This window comes from Marinobacter nanhaiticus D15-8W, from assembly GCF_036511935.1.
Taxonomy (GTDB): domain Bacteria; phylum Pseudomonadota; class Gammaproteobacteria; order Pseudomonadales; family Oleiphilaceae; genus Marinobacter_A; species Marinobacter_A nanhaiticus.
Window position 1 is genome coordinate 4,534,086 of the sequence record NZ_AP028878.1, and the last position, 19,159, is coordinate 4,553,244.

The window sequence follows — 19,159 nt, forward strand, 5'->3', positions numbered from 1 at the left end:
CGTGAGCTCCTACTCCGATCAACTCGATGACCAGGTTGCGCAGGCGCCGGTGTCCGAAACCGGGCCCCAGTCGCTGCTCGATAGAACGCTGGATGGTATCGCCCATCTTTGCATCATCGTGGCAGGCGTACTGATGGTTTTCCTGATCATCACCTTCGGCTGGCTGGTATTCGGCCGTTATGTCCTTAACGACACGCCGACCTGGGTCGAGCAATCGTCCCTGGTGATCGTCGTCTATATCACCTGTCTCGGCGCGGCCGCCGGGGTTCGCAATAACAGTCACCTGAGCATCGACTTCATCCGCGAAGGTATGCCGCGACTCCCGCGTACCGTCATGCGCCACCTTTCCGATCTATTCGTCGCCTGCTTTGGGGTCTTCATGGCGTGGCAGGGTGGCTACCTGGTGATGGAGAACCTGAACCGCCCCATCCCCATGATCGGCTTTTCCGAAAGCTGGCGCGCGGCGCTCCTGGTGATCTGCGGTGTGCTGATGGTCCTGTTCTCATGCGTGAACATCGTTCAGCGCCTGCTCAAGACAAGGGAGGTTTGATGCCATGGGACTGCTCATACTGTTCGGGATCTTCTTTTTAGGCCTCGTCGTCGGTGCGCCGGTGGCCTTTGCGGTCGGACTGGCTGCGGTCGGGACATTCCTCTACGAGGGCCTGCCGCTATTCGTAGGCTTCCAGCGCATCCTTTCCGGCATTTCGGTGTTTTCGCTGCTGGCCATCCCCTTCTTCATTTTTGCCGGCGAACTGATGCTGCATGGCGGTATTTCCAGGCGCCTGGTGCGTCTGGCCTCGGCAGCAGTCGGCCGCGTGCGCGGAGGGCTGGGCATGGTCAACGTCAGCTCGTCCATGCTGTTCGGGGGTATCTCGGGTTCAGCGGTTGCCGATACCTCGGCACTGGGTTCGATCCTCATCCCGGTGATGAAGGAAAAAGGCTACGACGCCGACTACTCCGTCAACGTAACCGTGACTTCCTCCATCGCCGGCGTCGTGATTCCACCCAGCCACAACATGATTCTCTATGCCGTGGCGGCCGGGGGCGGTATCTCGATCACCCAACTGTTCATCGCCGGCATCGTGCCGGGCATCCTGATGTGCCTGGCACTGGCCGTAGCGGCCTACGTGGTGGCGGTGAAGCGGGGCTATAAAGGCGAAACCTTCCCCGGCTGGTCGGCGCTGATCATCAGCTTCGCGGCGGCGCTACCGGGCTTGATGACCGCGGTGATCATCGTCGGCGGGGTACTCTCGGGCGTCCTGACGGTCACCGAATCCGGTGCCTTCGGCGCCATCTATGCCATCGTCGTGACCGGACTGGTCTACCGCGAATTACGTTGGGAGCCGTTCAAGCGCGCCGTCTACCAGGCAGTGCGGACCACCTCGCTGGTGATGATCCTGGTGGGTTGCGCGTCAGCCTTCTCCTACCTGCTGGCGCTGTACAGCGTGCCGGAACTGCTGACCGATGCGCTGCTGGGCATTTCCGACAATCCCATCGTCATCCTGTTGATGCTCAACCTGTTACTGCTGGCCCTGGGCATGATCATGGACATGGCGGCGCTGATCCTGATCTGTACCCCAATCTTCCTGCCGGTGGCGGCGCAGTTCGGCATGGATCCGATCCAGTTCGGCATCATCATGATGATGAATCTGGGGCTGGGCCTGTGCACACCGCCGGTCGGGGCCTGCCTGTTCGTCGGCAGCGTGATCGGCAAGATCAAGATCGAGCAGGCGGTACGCACCATCTGGCCGTTCTACCTGGCGCTGTTCGCGGTGCTGATGCTGGTGACCTACGTGCCGGCAATCTCGCTGACGCTGCCCGGCTTCCTCGAGCAGTGAGTTTCCTCTATTCGTTCATGGGCTAACAGACATGAAGATCGAACGCATACACACGCATATTCTCGACTATCAACTCGAGCAGGCCTTCGAAAGCGCGTCGATGCGCTTCGAGAGGCGCCAGCACTGCCTGGTAGAAGTGGTCTGCGACGACGGCACGACAGGCTGGGGCGAGTGCCTGGGCCCGGCGAAAGCCAACGCGGTAGTCGTCGATACCTACGCCGCCGCACTGATCGGCCGCAATCCGCTGGAAACCGAAAAACTCTGGCTCGACCTCTACAACCGCCTGCGCGACCAGGGCCAGCGCGGACTGACCGTCACTGCCCTCAGCGGCCTCGATATCGCGTTGTGGGACATCAAGGGTAAGTACTATGACGCGCCGGTGAGCGAACTGTTGGGCGGACGTTTTCGCGAAAGCGTCCGGGCGTACGCTACAGGCTCGTTTCGCCGCGAGGGCGTCGACCGGGTCCAGGACGTCGCCGACGAAGTGGCCGGTTATGCCCGCGAGGGCTTTCACGGCGTCAAGATCAAGATCGGCTTCGACGTGGAGGAAGACCTGCGCTCGATCGCCGCCGCGCGCGAGGCTATCGGCCCCGAACGGCGCCTGATGATCGACGCCAATCACGGCTACGACCTGCTGGAAGCGCTCGAGGTGGGCAAACGCGCCGAGCGCTACAACATCGACTGGTTCGAGGAGCCGGTCCTGCCCGAACAGCTTTCCACCTACCGCGCTGTCCGCGATGGCCAGCCCATCCCGGTAGCCAGTGGCGAGAACTGGCACGGCCGCTACGCCATGCTCGAACCGCTCTCGACCCGCGCGGTGGATATCGTCCAGCCCGATGTCTGCGGTGTGGGCGGGTTCTCGGAAATGCGTCGGGTCATCGACATGGCTGCGATGTTCGGGGTGCGGCTGGTGCCGCATGTGTGGGGCACGGCGGTCTGCCTCGCGGCCAGTCTTCAGGTCATGGCGGCACTTCCGCCCAACCCGCCGCGACGCAAGCCCATCGAGCCGATCATGGAATTCGATCGCACCAAGAATCCATTCCGTCAGGCTGTCGTGCAAACGCCCATCGAACATAACCAGGGCGTGGTGCAGATCCCGGACGGTCCCGGCCTGGGCATCGAGATCAACCGCGATGCCCTGCGCCAATTCGCTTTGAAGGAGGCATAAGCGTGTCAGAGATTCCAGCCAACACCCGTCCGCTCGATGGCCAGCCGCCCAGACTCAAGACGCCGGCCGGAGCCACCGACTGCCACATTCACCTGTACCTGCCGGGCTATGAGGCCCAGCCCGGCGGACCCAAAATTCCCGAGCTGGCCACGGTCGAGGATTACCGCAAGCTCCAACAATGGCTGTCGCTCGACCGTGTCGTGGTCACCCAACCCAACGCCTACCAGCGTGACAACAGCGCCCTGCTCGTGGCGCTTGACCAGTTGGGCCCCGACGCCGCCCGCGGCGTGGCGGCAGTAACGCCGGACACAACGGACAGTGACCTGAAGGTCTGGCACGACAAGGGCGTGCGCGGGGCGCGGATCATGAACCTGCCGTTCGGCGCGGTCACCAACGACGACATGCTCGCGGTCGAGAAGCGCATCCGCCCCTTGGGCTGGCACCTGATGGTGCAATTCAACGGCGTCAAACTGAACGAGTACCTCGACAACCTGAAGCGTATCGAAGGCGAGTACATCATCGACCACATCGGTAAGTTCATGCCGCCGGTAGCGGCGGACGATGCCCGGGTCGACGAGATCTTGCGGTTGATGGATCGCGGCAACGCCTGGTTCAAGATCTGCGCCGGCTACGAAGCCAGCCAGACCGGCGGCCCCCACTACGCCGACGTCGGAGCGATTGCCAAGCGCGTTATCGCCCATGCGCCCGAACGCATCATCTGGGGCACCAACTGGCCCCACGTGGGCGTTTCCCGGGACGACTACCCCAGCGACACCGCACAGCTCGACGTGCTGCTCGACTGGGCAACCCCGGAGCAGCGCCAGAAGATCCTGGTCGACAACCCGGCGAAGCTCTACGGCTTCGGAGCCGTCAAGGCATAAACGCCCTTCATCCGTGCAACAACAACGTCCGTGGATAACAAAATTTGTGAATAACCAAATTTACGAATAACAGTCTGCGGCGCACGCTGACCATCACTGTAAGGAGACAGACATGCTCAAACGTTTATTGGTGACCGGCGCAGCCGGTGGCGTGGGGACGGCGATCCGTCCACACCTGCAGAACCTGGCAGAACAGGTCCGCTTGTCGGATATTGCCGATCTCGGCCAGGCGGCCGGACATGAGGAACTCGTGCCCTGCGACCTCGGCGACGCCCAGGCCGTCCGTGAGCTGGTCAAGGACTGCGACGGCATCATCCACTTGGGCGGCGTGTCGGTGGAACAACCCTGGAACGCCATCCTCCAGGCCAACATCATCGGCGCCTACAATCTGTATGAAGCGGCCCGCTACCTGGGCAAGCCGCGCATCGTATTCGCCAGCTCCAACCACACCATCGGCTACTACCCGCGCACCACCCGCATCGACACCGAAGTGCCGCGCCGCCCCGACTCGCTGTATGGCGTCTCCAAGTGCTTCGGCGAGGACCTGGCGAGCCTGTATCACGACAAGTTCGGCATGGAGACCCTGAGCGTGCGTATCGGCTCCTGTTTCCCCAAGCCGAAGGACACACGGATGATGGCCACCTGGCTGAGCGTGGAGGACTTCATGCGCCTGATGAAGCGCGCCTTCGTCGCCCCCAAGCTCGGTTACACCGTGATCTACGGCGCCTCGGCCAACACCGAGTTGTGGTGGGACAACAGCAAATCGGCGTTCCTCGGCTGGGTGCCGCAGGACAGCTCCGAACCCTGGCGTGACGAGATCGAAGCGGAGGCCGGCACGATCGATCCCGAGGCACCGGAGGTCGTCTACCAGGGTGGCAAGTTCGTCGCGGCGGGGCACCCCGACGACGATTGAGACGTCACACAACTCAGCGGGAGGCATTCATGACCGAACACACACGGCTGTCGCTTGATGAGGCGTGGCAGCTGGGCATCGACGTTCTCGAACATCATGGTTTTTCAGCCGACCACGCCGCGGCGATTACCCGTAGCGTGGTCGCCGCCCAGCGTGACGAATGTCATTCACATGGGCTGTATCGCTTGCTGGATTGTGTGCGTACCGTGCGTTTTGGCGGTGTCGATCCCCAATCTGTCCCGGAAGTGAGGGACCAGGCGCCCGGCGTGGTGAATGTCGATGCTCGCGGCGGTAACTCGCTGCTGGCGTTCGAAAAGGGACGCCAACCGCTGACCGAGAAGGCCTGCGCCAACGGCGTGGCGGTACTGGCCATAAACAATGCCTTTCAGTTCTCGGCGCTGTGGCCCGAAGTCGAGGCCCTGGCCGAACAAGGGCTGGTGGCGCTGGCGATGACACCGAGCCACGCCTATGTCGCACCGGCCGGGGGACATTCGCCGTTACTAGGCACCAACCCCATCGCCTTCGCCTGGCCAAGGCCCGATGGCCTGCCGTTTGTGTTCGATTTTGCCACCAGTGCCGTCGCCCGTGGCGAGATCGAACTGCATCGCCGGGCCGGGAATTCGCTCGCCGAAGGCTGGGCTCTGGACGATGCCGGCCAACCGACAACCGACCCGACGGCGGCACTGGCCGGGGCGCTGCTACCCTTCGGGGGTCATAAGGGCACGGCCCTCTCGCTCATGATCGAACTGCTTGCCGGCCCGCTGATCGGCGACCGCATGGGTCACCAGACGCAGCCGGCGAATGCCAGCGGCGACGGTAAGCCGCAGCATGGGGAATTTATCCTGGCGCTGGATCCGCAGGCCTTTCTTGGCGCCGATGCCGGCAGGCATCTGCAACAGGCCGAGGTGTTGTTCGAAGGCGTAATGGCCCAAGGTGCCCGGCTGCCCTCGCAGCGTCGGCATAGAGCCAGGGCGCGCAGCCAGGCCGAAGGCGTGTCGATTCCGAAGGAACTCTACGAGGAACTGGTCAAACTCAAGGAGGCGGCGTGAGGCGATGCAACCCAGGACGACCGGAAGCCTCGATTGATCAGGATCGAAGCGCCGCCGGGCCGTTTTTAAACCCGATGTGCAATGGAACCCGATATGGCAGACAAGCGTGACGCAATGGATGACCTGAGGACACTGAACGTACAACGGGTGCAACGGGCAGGCAGCCTCTCCCTACACGTGGCGGACCAGCTGGAGACGCTGATCGGCAACGGCGGCATTGCGGTCGGCGAAAAGCTGCCCACGGAGAATCGTCTGAGCGAGTCCTTCGGGGTCAGCCGGACCGTCATCCGTGAGGCCATGACACACCTCAAGTCGTTGGGGCTGGTGGAGACCCGCCAGGGGGTGGGCACCACCGTACTGCGCAATACCGCGCTGGAGGCCATGCCCGCCAACCAGATCAACCCGACCACGGTCGAGGACATCCTGCATGTGCTCGAACTACGCCTGAACCTGGAGCCGGCGGCAGCCGAACTGGCGGCCCTGCGCCATGACGACAATGACCGGCGCATCCTGCAGGAAAAGCACGACGCCTTCATACGTGCCCGCTCGGAACACTCCCAGGCCCGCACCGAAGACTACGAGTTTCACTGCGCCATCGCAGCAGCGACCCACAACCCCTTCTTCAAGTCACTCTATGAGCAACTCAGCCACAGCGTGATCCCGCGCGCCAAGCTGATGAGCATCGAAATCAACACGTCCGCAACCGACAAATACCTGACCCGCGTCGAAGACGAGCACACCCGCGTGCTCGAAGCGATCTTCGCCCGCGACAGCGACGCCGCCCGGGAAACGATGTACCAGCACCTCAAACGGGCAAGAAACATGTACGCAAAGTATCAGGAATCGTAGCGGCCGAGGACATTGGCACGCCCATGTAGCCGACGCTTCAGCTTCGGAGGCGCCGTCAGGTGCCCTGATCCCCTCAAGTTCCGAGGCGTGCCGGCAGGCTGGCGCCTGCTCCGAAGCTGAAGCATCGGCTACATTTTCCGGAATACCTTCGGCTACGGCACTTTCCTATACCCATAAAAAGCGGCCCATAGGCGCCACAAAGGCCGGCAGAGAGATGCACAGTCAGCCGTCAACTCGAGCATGTAGCCGACGCTTCAGCTTCGGAGGCGCCGTCAGGTGCCCCTGATCACCCTCAAGTCCCGAGGCATACCGACAGGCTGGCGCCTGCTCCAAAGCTGAAGCATCGGCTACATTTTCCGGGATACCTTCGGCTACAGCACTTTCCTACACGCACAAAAAAGCGGCCCCAAACGGGGCCGCGAAAAATGGCAGGAGGACACAGACGCAACCTGTGTCTGGGCCGCCGACTCATGCGGCCCGGATGGTGTCACACATCCCTGTGTCGCTACTCGCCTCGTCTACTGACTTCTCAGCCAGTCCTTTCAAGTCAGCGTCTCGTTCGTTTCCTTTCCGTCCGGACTCAGAAGAAGCCCAGCGGATTGGTGTCGTAGCTGATAAGCATGTTCTTGGTCCGCTGGTAGTGCTCCAGCGCCATCTTGTGGGTTTCACGGCCGACACCGGACTTCTTGTAGCCACCGAACGCCGCACCCGCCGGGTAGGCGTGGTAGCAGTTCATCCACACACGGCCGGCTTCGATGCCACGGCCCATGCGGTACTGGCGGTTGGTGTCGCGGGTCCACACGCCGGCGCCGAGACCGAACTCGGTGTCGTTGGCGATGGCCAGGGCTTCCTCTTCGTCCTTAAAGGTGGTCACACCCACCACCGGGCCGAAGATTTCTTCCTGGAACACGCGCATCTTGTTGTCGCCCTTGAACAGGGTCGGCTGGATGTAGAAGCCGTTGTTGAACTCGACGTCCAGTTCCTCGCGCCCGCCGCCGGTCAGCACTTCAGCACCTTCCTGCTTGCCGATTTCCAGGTACGACATGATCTTGTCGAACTGTTCCTTGCTCGCCTGGGCACCCACCTGCACGTCGGTATCCAGCGGATTGCCGCGTTTGATGCTCTTGGTGCGCTCGACCACCTTGGCCATGAACTCGTCGTAGATGTCCGCCTGCACCAGCGCGCGGGACGGGCAGGTACAGACCTCACCCTGGTTGAAGAACGCCAGCACCACGCCCTCGACGCACTTGTCGATGAACTCCGGCTCCGCCTGCATGATGTCGGAGAAGTAGATGTTCGGCGACTTGCCGCCCAGCTCGACGGTGGACGGGATAATGTTCTCGGCGGCGCACTTCATGATGTGCGAGCCGACCGGGGTGGAGCCGGTGAAGGCGATCTTGGCGATCCGCTTGCTGGAGGCCAGGGCCTGGCCGGCTTCGCTGCCATAGCCGTTGACGATGTTGACCACGCCCGGGGGCAGCAGGTCGCCCACCAGATCCATCAACAGCAGGATGGACGCCGGGGTCTGCTCCGCTGGCTTGAGTACGGTGCAGTTGCCGGCCGCCAGGCACGGCGCCAGCTTCCACGCCGCCATCAGGATCGGGAAGTTCCAGGGAATGATCTGACCGACAACGCCCAGCGGCTCGTGGAAGTGATAGGCGATGGTGTTGCCATCGATCTCGCCCAGATGACCTTCCTGGGCGCGGATACAGCCGGCGAAGTAGCGGAAGTGATCCACCGCCAGCGGGATATCGGCATTCAGGGTCTCGCGGACCGCCTTACCGTTGTCCCAGGTTTCAGCCACGGCCAGCATTTCAATGTTCTGCTCGATGCGATCGGCAATCTTCAGCAGGATGTTGGAGCGTTCGGTGGCAGAGGTCTTGCCCCAGGCCGGCGCAGCCTTATGGGCGGCATCCAGGGCGACGTCGATGTCTTCCGCGGTGGAGCGCGGAATTTCACAGATCACATCACCGGTCACCGGGGTGATGTTCTCGAAATACTGTCCTTTCACCGGCGCGACCCATTCGCCGCCGATGTAGTTTTCATAGCGGGGTTTGAAGGAGACGACGGAACCTTCCTTGCCAGGTTGTGCGTAGATCATGACCATGTCCTCTTTATTGTTGAACCGCGTTATCGACGCGCTTGGGGTTTGAAACCAGTGAGCGGGAACAGTTCCCGACCTGCGACAGGCGCGGTGACGGCGTTGACAGTTTTACTCTAGCCAGCACCCCCAGCCGACAAAATGGTCCCTTCGGCGCGTCCATCTCGTCATTTGGTAGTAGGCCAAATCCGCGCGGAATACAAATAAGAAAAGGGCCGCACCGCGACCCTTCTCATGACATCTCGTGCTTAGGCCGCTTACCGGGCCGCCACACTCTCGCCCGGTAGCTTGAAGGTCCAGACCGTACCGCCCTGGTTGAAGTCCTTCACCACCTTGGCCACTTCGCCACCCCAAAGCGGAACTGCGCCGCCCCAGCCGGTGGTGATGGAGACATACTGCTCGCCGCCCATCTTCCAGGTGATCGGGGTGCCAACGATGCCGGTACCGGTGTTGAACTTGTACAGCTCCTTACCCGTCTTGGCGTCGAACGCCTTCAGGTAGCCTTCCGGCGTACCGGTGAACACCAGGTTGCCGGCGGTGGTCATGACACCACCCCACAGCGGCGCGGTATTCTCATAGCGCCAGACTTCCTTACCGGTCTTCGGGTCCATGGCCCGCAGCACGCCGATGTAATCGTCGTGGGCCGGCTTGATGGTGAAGCCCGCACCGAGGAAGGCTGCGCCCTTCTTGTAGGAGACAGGCTCGTTCCAGATATCCATGGACCACTCGTTGGACGGTACATAGAACAGTTCGGTATCCGGGTTATAGGCCATCGGCATCCAGTTCTTGCCGCCGAGGAACGCCGGTTGGGCGACCACGACTTCCCCCTTTTTGCCGTCCATCTCCGCGGGGTTACCGGGGCGTCCGTTCTCCGCGAAGATCGGGCGGCCATTCTCGTCCAGGCCTTCGGCCCAGGTGATCTTGTTCACGAACGGGAAACCGCGGATGAACTTACCGTCCTCGCGGTTCAGAACGTACATAAAGCCGTTCCGGTCGGCGGTGGCGGCAGCTTTCACCGTCTTGCCGTTTTCCTTGAGGTCGAAGGAGATCAGTTCGTTGACGCCGTCGTAATCCCAGCCGTCGTGGGGCGTGGTCTGGAAGTGCCACTTGATGCTGCCGTCGTCCGGATCGATCGCCAGGCGTGAAGACGAGAAGAGGTTATCGCCGGGGCGCAGGTGGGAGTTCCAGGGCGCCGGGTTGCCGGTACCGAAGAACAGGCTGTCGGTCTCCGGATCGTAAGTTCCGCCCAGCCAGGTCGCCGCGCCGCCGTTCTTCCACATATCGCCGGGCCAGGTCTTGCCAGCTTCGCCGCCGGAGATGCCGTTCTCGACTTTCTTGCCATCCTCGTAGACGTAACCCATGTGGCCTTCGACGGTCGGCCGGGTCCAGAGGATCTCGCCGGTGTTCGGATCGTAGGCCTCGACCTTGCCGACAACACCAAACTCACCCCCGGAGACGCCGGTAATCAGCTTCCCCTTCACCACGATCGGCGCGGCGGTGATCGCATAGCCTTCCTGATAGTCCGCTACTTTCTTGATCCATTGCACCTTGCCCGTGTTCTTGTCCAGGGCGACCAGCTTGGCGTCCAGGGTGCCGAAGAATACGTTGTCCCCGTAGATGGCCACGCCCCGGTTGATCACGTCACAGCAGGGCATGATGCCGTCCGGCAGGCGTGCATCGTATTGCCAGATCTCCTCGCCGGTATGGGCGTCGATGGCGTATACCCGGGAGTAGGAGGCGGTCACGTACATCACGCCGTCCTTCACCAGCGGCTGGGACTCCTGGCCGCGCTGCTTTTCACCCCCGAACGAGAAAGCCCAGACGGGCTGCAACTGCTTCACGTTGTCGACGTTCAGGTCATTCATCGGGCTGAATCGCTGCCCCTGCACGCCCATACCGTAAGTGACGACGTCGTCCACCGTGTCCTGATCAGCCAGAATGTCCTCATCAGTGACCGCATGGGCGCTTAACGAAACAGCCAGGGCCAGGGCGCTGGCCGCAAACTGTTTACCGAACCTTGTACTCATGGTTGCGCTCTCCAATCTCTTGTTATCGGTTTCAGCGGCGAACCGGGAAGATTTCCCGCCTCTCCTGCCATTCTTGGATCTGGCGACAAGAGCAACAATTGACCCCGAGTGCTGGTTATCTCATCACTTGGTAGTAAGACCTGGTTGGTTAGAGGGGGAGATTGCGTCCGGGATTGGGGGCGCCTCCGGCGCCTCAGAAGCTGAAGCTTCTGCTACACGCTCGAGTTGGCTGGGAATGTAGCCGTCGCTTCAGCTTCGGAGCAGCCCCCGCGGGGCTGCCTGGCGGGTGTGGATGAGAGATTGCGTCCGGGATTATGGGCACCTCCGGCGCCTCAGAAGCTGAAGCTTCTGCTACATGCTCGAGTTGTCTGGGAAATGTAGCCGACGCTTTAGCTTCGGAGCAGCCCCCAGGGCTGCCTGGTGGGCGCGGTTGAGAGACTGCGTGCCGGATTACGGGCGCCTCCGGCGCCTCAGAAGCTAAAGCTTCTGCTACATGCTCGAGTTGGCTGGGAATGTAGCCGACGCTTTAGCTTCGGAGGGGCCGCCAGGCCCCCAATTGTTGGATGCGGATCTCGGCCGCCCTTCGGTCGGCTCCGAAGCTAAAGCGTCGGCTACATTTAAAACAACGTGAGTCAGCCTATGGCGGACATCGCAAACCGCATCGACCCACCTCATCCCGCGCCCTACTCCACCGGCAACATACTCAACGCCGCCCGCTCATATCGCGGATATAGGTGCGTCGTGGTCCGGATCAACTCATACCGCGCCTCGGCCACACCCGCGAAGCGCTCTGGAATCGGCGCGTTCATCACTTCGTTCAGCGTCAGCCCCTGCGCGGCGCTTTCGGTGAACAACGTCTCCAGCCAGGTCATGTAATCGCGCATCTGCGCAAACGCCTGGCCGTCGGTCACCAGCGGCCCGTGCCCGGGTACCAGGCGCTCGAATTCGATCTCCGACAACACCGCCAACTCCTCTTTCCAGACGTCCAACCCCAGACTCTGGGGCGTGGTCAGCGCCCGGTCGAAGAACACCATATCCGAGGCGAACAACGTGCCCGTGGTCTTGTCGAGCACCACCAGATCCGCCCCGGTGTGACCGGTGAAACGGTAAAGCTGGAATTCGTGATCACCCACCGTCAGCGGGCCGGGCTGCAGCTCCCGAGTGGGCAGCCGGACCTCGGTCCCGCGCATCCAGTCACCCACCATGCGGTACATGTTCTCGGCGAAATCATCACCACTGGCTTCAAGCATCGCGCGGGTTTCCGGCAGCGCCGCCAGCGCCTGTTCCGGGAAGGCCTGGCTGCCGAAGACATGATCCGGATGGTGGTGGGTCAACATCACCAGCGTCACCGGCTGGTCGGTGATCCCACGAATCGCATCATGCAAGGCATCGCCATAACGCAGCGACGGCCCGGTATCGATCACCACCACCCCGGCATCGGTCACGATAAATGCCGTGTTGACGATATTGCCGCCGTTCTTGGTGGAGAAGTTCTCGGTCTTGCCCTCTACCATCCAGGTATTGGGCGCGATCTCTACCAGTTCGAGCTGGTATCGCAAATCCGCCTGGATGATCGGTAACCAGACGAGCGCGACGAGCACTACGACAAACCGGCTCATAGCGCCTCCCCCACATGCCGCAGGAACTGGTTGCCGTTGTTGTCCCGCATCCAGACTTCATACTGCGGCGGCGCCTCGGGCAGCTCGAACACGAACATGGGGTTCTCAGCGGCGGACTCGGACAGCGTCATGGTCAACAGCTTGTGCACCGCTTCACCCTCGCCGTCGCGGGCGCGCAGCTCCAGCTGTTCGATGTGGAAGGCGGGAATATTCCCCACCATCCCCGAATCCATCGGGTGGCGGACGAACACCTTCAACCGAGACGGGTTGGCCGGCGAGAAGGCCGCGCCCTTGATCTGGCCAAAGGTGTCTTCCCAATCCGGATTGGCCGACGCCAGACTCGGCGCGGTACACCCCCCGCCCGCCGCATCCACGTGGGCGCTGCCGATATGCCATGTACCGTTAGCGTCCTGCACCGCAGCCCGCACCGTCGTTGCCTGTTGCACACGGAAATTGAGCGACACCACGCTCACGCGGGTAGTGGGTTCGTAGGTGAACAAATGGGGAATCGGGTTGAGGTCGACCCAGGTCATCACCTTCCTGACCGGCTCGTCAAAGTCGGAGAGATCCACCGTCAGCGGCACCTGGGCGGAGTCCTCGGCAAACGGCGGCACCTGCAGGTCGATGCGATCGTCCAGTACCACCTCGGCCTTCTCGCCCAGGTAGCGTTCGAGGTTGTAGTCCCACATGGGCGAGGCGTAGGGGTCTTTCGGGAACGCCAAAGCCAGGGGTGCCACCAGCAGCCCCGGCAGTATCCACAGCCGCATGTTCATACGCCGGTCTCCTCATTGTTATTATCGGGATAGGACGATTACTGGGCCGCCGGCGCCTCCTGGCTCGTCAGGATGGCGTCATAGAACGCCGGACGGTCGTAACGCAGCCCATACTCCGCGTAGATCGCTTCCATCCCGCCGGAACGCACCAGCCCGTCGACGATAGCCTCGATGGCATAGCCCAACTGCCGGTGTGTGTGCTTGACCGCCATGCCCACATCCCAGCTCTGCTTCACCATGCCCGGAAAGCCATTACCGGCCAGCCGGAAACGCTTGTCGGGATCCGTCGCCAGCAGGTAGTCCACCTCCGCGCGCATCCCCATGATCGCCGCCACCTCATTAGCCACCATGCCGTCGAACGCCGCGCCGATGTTGCGGTAATGGTGGGTGTTATCACGCAGGCGCCCCTGGAACGTGGAGGACAGGTAGAAATCCGGCATGCTGTCGATTTCCACCCCAATAGGGTTGTACTGGAATACAGCGATGGTGGGCACGTCGTCGATGTCGTTAGGGTCGTAGGCGATCTGCCAGGCTTCCTCCTGGTAGGGGCCGAACATCACCACCTGCTCGTTGATGATCTCGCCGGTGGAGTCCTGCATGTAGGCATAGGCCTTGTCGTAAGGCACGCGCATCATCACATCGGCGATGCGGCGCTTGGCCAGGTAGTGACCTTTCCAGACATTGTTGCGCAGGTCGTCCTCGAGGGTTTCGTCAGGCGTGATCCAGTGCACCTGGAAGTCCACCCCAAGCCCTTCCGCAATCTTCCGGCCCAGCGCCACATCCACGCCGGCCGGCTCGCCGTCCTTCATGAAGGAATACGGCGGGAAGTTCTCATACACCCCGACCCGCAGGTAGCCGGACTCGATGACGATGTCATAGGTTCGCTCGGGTGGGCGGTCCAGCGGCGATTCGGCCCAGGCCGCGAAGCCAACGCCTGTCAGCAGCACAGCTACCGCCCATCGAATCAATTGCATGCCTGGCCCCTCCTGTCAGAAACACCCCGACGGCCGAACACGAACACCCGCCTTCACTCCGGCTTGGGAACCGACTCGACATAGGTCTTGATCGCCCAGATCGCGTTCTGGTCCAGGTTCTGCTTGAACGACGGCATGCCACGCTCGGTGCCGTTCAGCACCCGGCCGATAAAGTACTCGTCGTCCCACTCGGACAGCTCGCGCAAATCCGGTGTCAGGCCACCGGACATAGCCTCGATGCCATGGCACACGGCGCAGTTGCCGGCATAACCGGCCTTGCCCACCTCGACCGCCTCGGCATTGAGATTGCCGTACTCGTTACCTTCGCGGAACGGGTTTTCCACCAAGGGCTCCGTGCCCAGATCCGGCAGTTTGCCGGTGTCCACAGGCTGTGGCGTGACATCGCCATGGCCCAGGACGAACGTGGAGCCGGCCAGCAGACCCGCGGCGATGAATGCCTTCAGTGAAGATCGAGATGCCATAACGTGTAACCCCTGTCTCTCTCAGCGTGCCGGCGAAAAATTGTGATTGGGTGACCGGCACTTTTCTCCAGTGTATGGAGCAGGCAGGGGTGCCCGAATGCCACTTTGGGGCCTTCGGACTAGTTCCTTGGTAGTAGGCTGACAGTGGCGTCGCCCGGCAGGCGCGACCAGCGGCGGGAAATTAGTTCTTTCGTACCGGTCGATTGGTACTTTCTGAATATTTCAGGCCACGCAGGCGAACTCTACTCTGGAGGAAAACAACGATAACGCGCCGGAGAATTCGCATGCGCACACCCTTACGGATCGCCGCTTTCCTGATCCTGCAAACCGTCCTGATCGCCGCCCCGGCCGCTGAGAGCCTGGACGTGCGCATCGGCTACATCCAGTGGAAACCCGACCCAGGGCCAGTCCTTTCCAACATCCTGCCGGAACCGGAAGACGCCGGATTGCGCGGCGCGGAACTGGGCATCGAGGACAACAACACCACCGGCCGCTTTCTCAAGCAGACCTACCATCTCGACGCAGTCATGGCGGAGTCTCCCGATGCCGCAAGAGCCGAACTCAAACGCATGCGCGACGCCGGTATCGAGCTGTTGGTGCTGAACGTGCCGGCGGACCTGCTGCGCGAGCTGACGGACGCCGCCGGCCCTGACACCCTGGTCTTCAACGCCGGCGCGCCGGACAACCACTTGCGCACCACCGACTGCCAGGCCCAGCTCCTGCACACCGCCCCCAGCCGCGCGATGCTCACCGACGCCCTGGCCCAGTGGCTGGCCAAACGCCAATGGCGCGAGATCTTCCTGATTACCGGCAGTACCGAGGGCGACAAGGCCTGGGCCGAGTCCTTCCGCCGTTCGGTCAAACGCTTTGGCGTAAAGATCGTGGAGGACAAGCCCTGGACCTTCGATGGCGACCTGCGCCGCACCGCCTCCAGCGAGTTGCCGCGCTTCACCCAGGGCGACGATTACGATGCGGTGGTGGTGGCCGACGAGCGCGGGGATTTCGGCGAGTACGTGCCCTTCAATACCTGGTTGCCGCGCCCGGTGGTCGGCACCCAGGGCATGATGCCCGTCGCCTGGCATCGCGTGGTGGAAAGCTGGGGCGCCGCACAATTGCAAAGCCGTTTCGAAGAACTCGCCGACCGGCCCATGAACAGCGACGACTATGCCGCCTGGGCCGCGGTACGCAGTATCGGCGAGGCCGTCATCCGCACCAGCCAGGTCGATCACGTCACCCTGCGCGACTATATCTTCTCGGACAACTTCCAGCTCGCCGGCTTCAAGGGCCGCAAACTCGACTATCGCCGCTGGAACGGGCAACTGCGCCAGCCCATTCCCCTGGTGCATCCGCGCGCTCTGGTGTCGCAATCCCCCCAGGACGGCTTCCTTCACCCAACGACGGAACTGGACACCCTCGGCTTCGACGCGGCGGAAAGCCAGTGCCGCATCAACGGTTAACCCGACAACAAGCACCCGATAACAAGGTGAACACAATGAACAACCCCCTGCACGCGCTCAGCCTGGCCCTCGGCCTGACCTTCACGTTACTGGCTCCCGCCTTCGCCGACCTGGCCTACGTCTCCAACGAGAAGGACAACACCCTGTCGGTGATCGACATGAACAGCCTGGAGGTGGTGAACACCATCGACGTCGGCCAGCGCCCGCGGGGCATCCTGATGTCGAAGGACAATACGCTGCTATACATTTGCGCCAGTGACGACGACACCGTGCAGGTGCTCGACCTGGCCACTCGCCGGATCGTCGACACCCTACCCTCCGGCGAAGACCCGGAGCAGTTTGCGCTGCACCCCAATAACCGCCATCTTTATATTGCCAACGAGGACGACGCCATCGTCACCATCGTCGATGTAAAGACCAAGGAGGTACTGGGCCAGATCGACGTGGGCCTGGAACCCGAAGGCATGGCGGTGAGCCCCGACGGCAAGTGGGCGGTCAACACCAGCGAGACCACCAACATGCTGCACTGGATCGATACCGAGACCCTCGAACTGGTGGACAACACCGTGGTCGACCAGCGCCCGCGCCATGTGGAGTTCACAAAGGACAGCAAGATCGCCTGGGCCTCCTCCGAGATCGGCGGCACCGTCACCATCGTCAACGTGGACGACCGCAAGATCCTCAAGACGCTGACCTTCGAGATCAACGGCGTGCACCCGGACAAGGTGCAGCCGGTGGGCATCAAGCTCACCTCGGACGGCAAGTACGCCTTCGTCGCCCTCGGCCCGGCCAACCATGTGGCGGTGGTGGACGCCCAGACCTATGAAGTGCTGGACTACCTGCTGGTGGGTGGCCGCGTGTGGCAACTGGACTTCAGCGCGGATGAGTCCCTGCTGCTGACCACCAATGGCGTGACCGGCGATGTCTCCGTCATCGATGTGGACGACCTCGTGGTCATCAAATCCATCAAGGTGGGCCGCTACCCCTGGGGGGTGGTCGTCACGCCTGAGGCCAAATCCCCAGAAGCATGACCATCGAAGTCGATCGCGTCAGTTTCCAGTACGGGCGGCGGCCCGTGCTCCGGGAGGTCAGTTTCGACCTGACCCCCGGCGCCTTCCACGCCATGCTCGGGCCCAACGGCGCGGGCAAGTCCACCCTGTTCGGCCTCATCACCCGGCTGCTTGCACTGCAATCCGGCGATATCAAGTTGCGGGGCCGTTCCCTGCGTGAACAGCCCGCCGCCGCGATGCAGGAAATCGGCGTGGTGTTCCAGCAGAACGCCCTGGACCTGGACCTGACCGTGCGTCAGAACCTGATGTACCACGCCGCCCTGCACGGCATGGCCCGGAAAGCCGCCCGCCAACGCTGCGACGCCGAACTGGCCCGCTTCGACCTCACCGAACGGGCCAACGACAGCGTGCGCCAGCTCAACGGCGGCCACCGCCGACGGGTGGAAATCGCCCGCGCCCTGCTGCACCACCCCAGCCTGCTGTTACTCGACGAACCCACCGTCGGCCTGGATGTCCCCAGCCGCAAGGCCCTCAACGCCCATGTCCGCCGCCTGTGCGCCGACGACGGCCTGACCGTGCTCTGGGCCACCCACCTGATCGAGGAAGTGGAACCGCAGGACCGCATCCTCATCCTGCACGAAGGCCAGCTCCTCGCCGACGGCCACGGCGACGCCATCTGCCAGGCCCAGGGCCAGCCCACCCTGGCGGATACGTTCCAGGCCCTCACGGGCGAAAGCCAACACCGGGCGGATACCGCCAGCCAAACATGAGGGCAGACTGATATGCGACCGGCCCACTACTGGCACTGCTTCGTCGGCATCCAGATCCGCGAATGGCTGCGCTTCTGGCAGCAACGCACCCGCTTCGCCAGCGCCCTGGTGCGCCCGCTGCTCTGGCTGGTGGTCTTCGCCGCCGGCTTCCGCGCCGTACTGGGCGTGTCCATCATCCCGCCCTACGACACCTACATCACCTACGAAACCTACATCGCCCCCGGCCTGTGCGGCATGATCACCCTGTTCAACTCTATGCAGGGTGCACTGTCCATGGTCTACGACCGGGAACTGGGCAGCATGCGCGTGCTGCTCATGAGCCCTCTGCCCCGCCCCTTCCTGCTGGTCACCAAACTGCTCGCCATGGGCGTGGTGTCCGTCGCCCAGGTGTATGTGTTCCTGCTCATCGCCTGGTTCTTCGACGTCGAGCCCCCGCCGATGGGCTACCTCGCCGTCTTCCCCGCCCTGCTCCTCACCGCCCTCATGCTCGGCGCCCTCGGCCTCATCATCGCCACCTGGATCAAGCAACTGGAGAACTTCGCCGGGGTGATGAACTTCGTGATCTTTCCGATGTTCTTCCTCTCCTCGGCGCTGTATCCGCTATGGAAGATGCAGGATGCCAGTCCGGTGCTGTATTGGATCTGCCAGGTGAATCCGTTTACCCATGCTGTTGAGGCGATTCGGTTTGCGCTTTATCTCGAGTGGAGCCCGGTGGCGTTTGGGGTTTTGGTGGGGGTGACGGGGGTGCTGGCGATTGGGGCTTCGGTGGGGTTTCGGCCTCAGAGGACGAGGATTATTGGGGTGAAGGCGGGCTGATTTTTTACATCGTTTTACGGAATTTTCTGATTGACGTCATGCAGGGTTTGGTGGGTCGTCTATTCTTTTGGGAGCGCTGATTATCTGACGCTGCGGGCGGCAGGTAGCTGGGAGCTTGCTTGGGCTTCTGGGGCTGTTCATGGAGGGATGGGTGGCGGTCTTTTCTGTTTTTTCTCTCCTTCCTGAGGACGAAGTCGTAACTTCTCATCTTGTTGAGTGTAGGGCCGAGTTATACGAATGCGTTCGCAAGAATCCATGCCGTTTGGCGTATATGTCTGACAAATAATGGGTATAGATATCCGATTGCGGAGTTATACGCCCCTGCGCCGGATTGGAGGCGGGCGTATAATTTCGTGGTGAGCTTTGGAGCGCAGCTATAAACATTTGATTTTCTAATGGAAAACTTGAGCTACTTGCAAATTATCTTGGAAT

At 62.2% G+C, this 19,159-nt stretch carries 17 protein-coding genes; 11 read left to right on the forward strand and 6 right to left on the reverse strand.

What is annotated here, in order from left to right; genetic code table 11:
- The first annotated feature begins 1 nt into the window (after position 1).
- From RE428_RS20300 to RE428_RS20330, 7 genes are all read left to right on the forward strand, one after another.
- Complete coding sequence (locus RE428_RS20300; protein ID WP_004580346.1) at positions 2-550, forward strand: TRAP transporter small permease; 549 nt, start codon at positions 2-4, stop codon at positions 548-550.
- Positions 551-554: 4 nt separating this feature from the next.
- The gene (locus RE428_RS20305) at positions 555-1,838 is read left to right on the forward strand and encodes a TRAP transporter large permease (protein ID WP_004580345.1); all 1,284 of its coding nucleotides are present in this window, start codon (positions 555-557) and stop codon (positions 1,836-1,838) included.
- A 100-nt stretch (positions 1,839-1,938) separates the two neighbouring features.
- Complete coding sequence (locus RE428_RS20310; RefSeq protein WP_319802690.1) at positions 1,939-3,006, forward strand: mandelate racemase/muconate lactonizing enzyme family protein; 1,068 nt, start codon at positions 1,939-1,941, stop codon at positions 3,004-3,006.
- A 2-nt stretch (positions 3,007-3,008) separates the two neighbouring features.
- Complete coding sequence (locus tag RE428_RS20315) at positions 3,009-3,887, forward strand: amidohydrolase family protein (protein WP_004580343.1); 879 nt, start codon at positions 3,009-3,011, stop codon at positions 3,885-3,887.
- A 112-nt stretch (positions 3,888-3,999) separates the two neighbouring features.
- Positions 4,000-4,800 carry an NAD-dependent epimerase/dehydratase family protein gene (locus tag RE428_RS20320; protein WP_004580342.1) on the forward strand — a complete coding sequence of 267 codons (801 nt, stop codon included), beginning with the start codon at positions 4,000-4,002 and terminating at the stop codon, positions 4,798-4,800.
- A gap of 29 nt (positions 4,801-4,829) precedes the next feature.
- Positions 4,830-5,849, forward strand: a complete 1,020-nt coding sequence (locus tag RE428_RS20325; RefSeq protein WP_004580341.1) for an Ldh family oxidoreductase — start codon at positions 4,830-4,832, stop codon at positions 5,847-5,849.
- 93 nt (positions 5,850-5,942) lie between these two features.
- Positions 5,943-6,698, forward strand: a complete 756-nt coding sequence (locus RE428_RS20330; protein WP_004580340.1) for a FadR/GntR family transcriptional regulator — start codon at positions 5,943-5,945, stop codon at positions 6,696-6,698.
- Positions 6,699-7,278: 580 nt separating this feature from the next.
- Here the strand turns inward: RE428_RS20330 and exaC are convergent.
- From exaC to pedF, 6 genes are all read right to left on the reverse strand, one after another.
- Positions 7,279-8,799: an acetaldehyde dehydrogenase ExaC gene (gene exaC / locus RE428_RS20335; RefSeq protein WP_004580339.1), complete on the reverse strand. Its 1,521-nt coding sequence runs from the start codon at positions 8,797-8,799 to the stop codon at positions 7,279-7,281.
- A 257-nt stretch (positions 8,800-9,056) separates the two neighbouring features.
- The gene (locus RE428_RS20340) at positions 9,057-10,826 is read right to left on the reverse strand and encodes a PQQ-dependent methanol/ethanol family dehydrogenase (RefSeq protein ID WP_004580338.1); all 1,770 of its coding nucleotides are present in this window, start codon (positions 10,824-10,826) and stop codon (positions 9,057-9,059) included.
- Between the two features lie 683 nt (positions 10,827-11,509).
- Positions 11,510-12,445: a quinoprotein relay system zinc metallohydrolase 1 gene (locus RE428_RS20345; RefSeq protein ID WP_004580337.1), complete on the reverse strand. Its 936-nt coding sequence runs from the start codon at positions 12,443-12,445 to the stop codon at positions 11,510-11,512.
- Entirely contained in the window at positions 12,442-13,218 is a 777-nt protein-coding gene (locus RE428_RS20350) for a quinoprotein dehydrogenase-associated SoxYZ-like carrier (protein WP_004580336.1), read from the reverse strand. Before RE428_RS20350 ends, RE428_RS20345 begins: the two co-directional genes overlap by 4 nt.
- Positions 13,219-13,256: 38 nt before the next feature.
- Complete coding sequence (locus RE428_RS20355) at positions 13,257-14,192, reverse strand: substrate-binding periplasmic protein (RefSeq protein WP_004580335.1); 936 nt, start codon at positions 14,190-14,192, stop codon at positions 13,257-13,259.
- Positions 14,193-14,245: 53 nt separating this feature from the next.
- On the reverse strand, positions 14,246-14,674 hold the full coding sequence (pedF, locus tag RE428_RS20360) for a cytochrome c-550 PedF (protein WP_004580334.1): 429 nt from the start codon (positions 14,672-14,674) through the stop codon (positions 14,246-14,248).
- Between the two features lie 284 nt (positions 14,675-14,958).
- On the opposite strand from pedF, the gene RE428_RS20365 reads away from it, so the two are divergent.
- From RE428_RS20365 to RE428_RS20380, 4 genes are read left to right on the forward strand one after another with little or no spacing between them, the layout of a single operon-like run.
- Positions 14,959-16,131, forward strand: a complete 1,173-nt coding sequence (locus RE428_RS20365; RefSeq protein WP_004580333.1) for an ABC transporter substrate-binding protein — start codon at positions 14,959-14,961, stop codon at positions 16,129-16,131.
- 35 nt (positions 16,132-16,166) lie between these two features.
- Positions 16,167-17,162, forward strand: coding sequence for a YVTN family beta-propeller repeat protein (locus tag RE428_RS20370; protein ID WP_004580332.1), 996 nt, complete (start codon positions 16,167-16,169; stop codon positions 17,160-17,162).
- Entirely contained in the window at positions 17,159-17,911 is a 753-nt protein-coding gene (locus RE428_RS20375) for an ABC transporter ATP-binding protein (protein ID WP_004580331.1), read from the forward strand. The genes RE428_RS20370 and RE428_RS20375 overlap by 4 nt, the downstream gene beginning before the upstream one ends.
- Before the next feature lie 12 nt (positions 17,912-17,923).
- Entirely contained in the window at positions 17,924-18,727 is an 804-nt protein-coding gene (locus RE428_RS20380) for an ABC transporter permease (RefSeq protein WP_004580330.1), read from the forward strand.
- Positions 18,728-19,159: the final 432 nt, after the last annotated feature.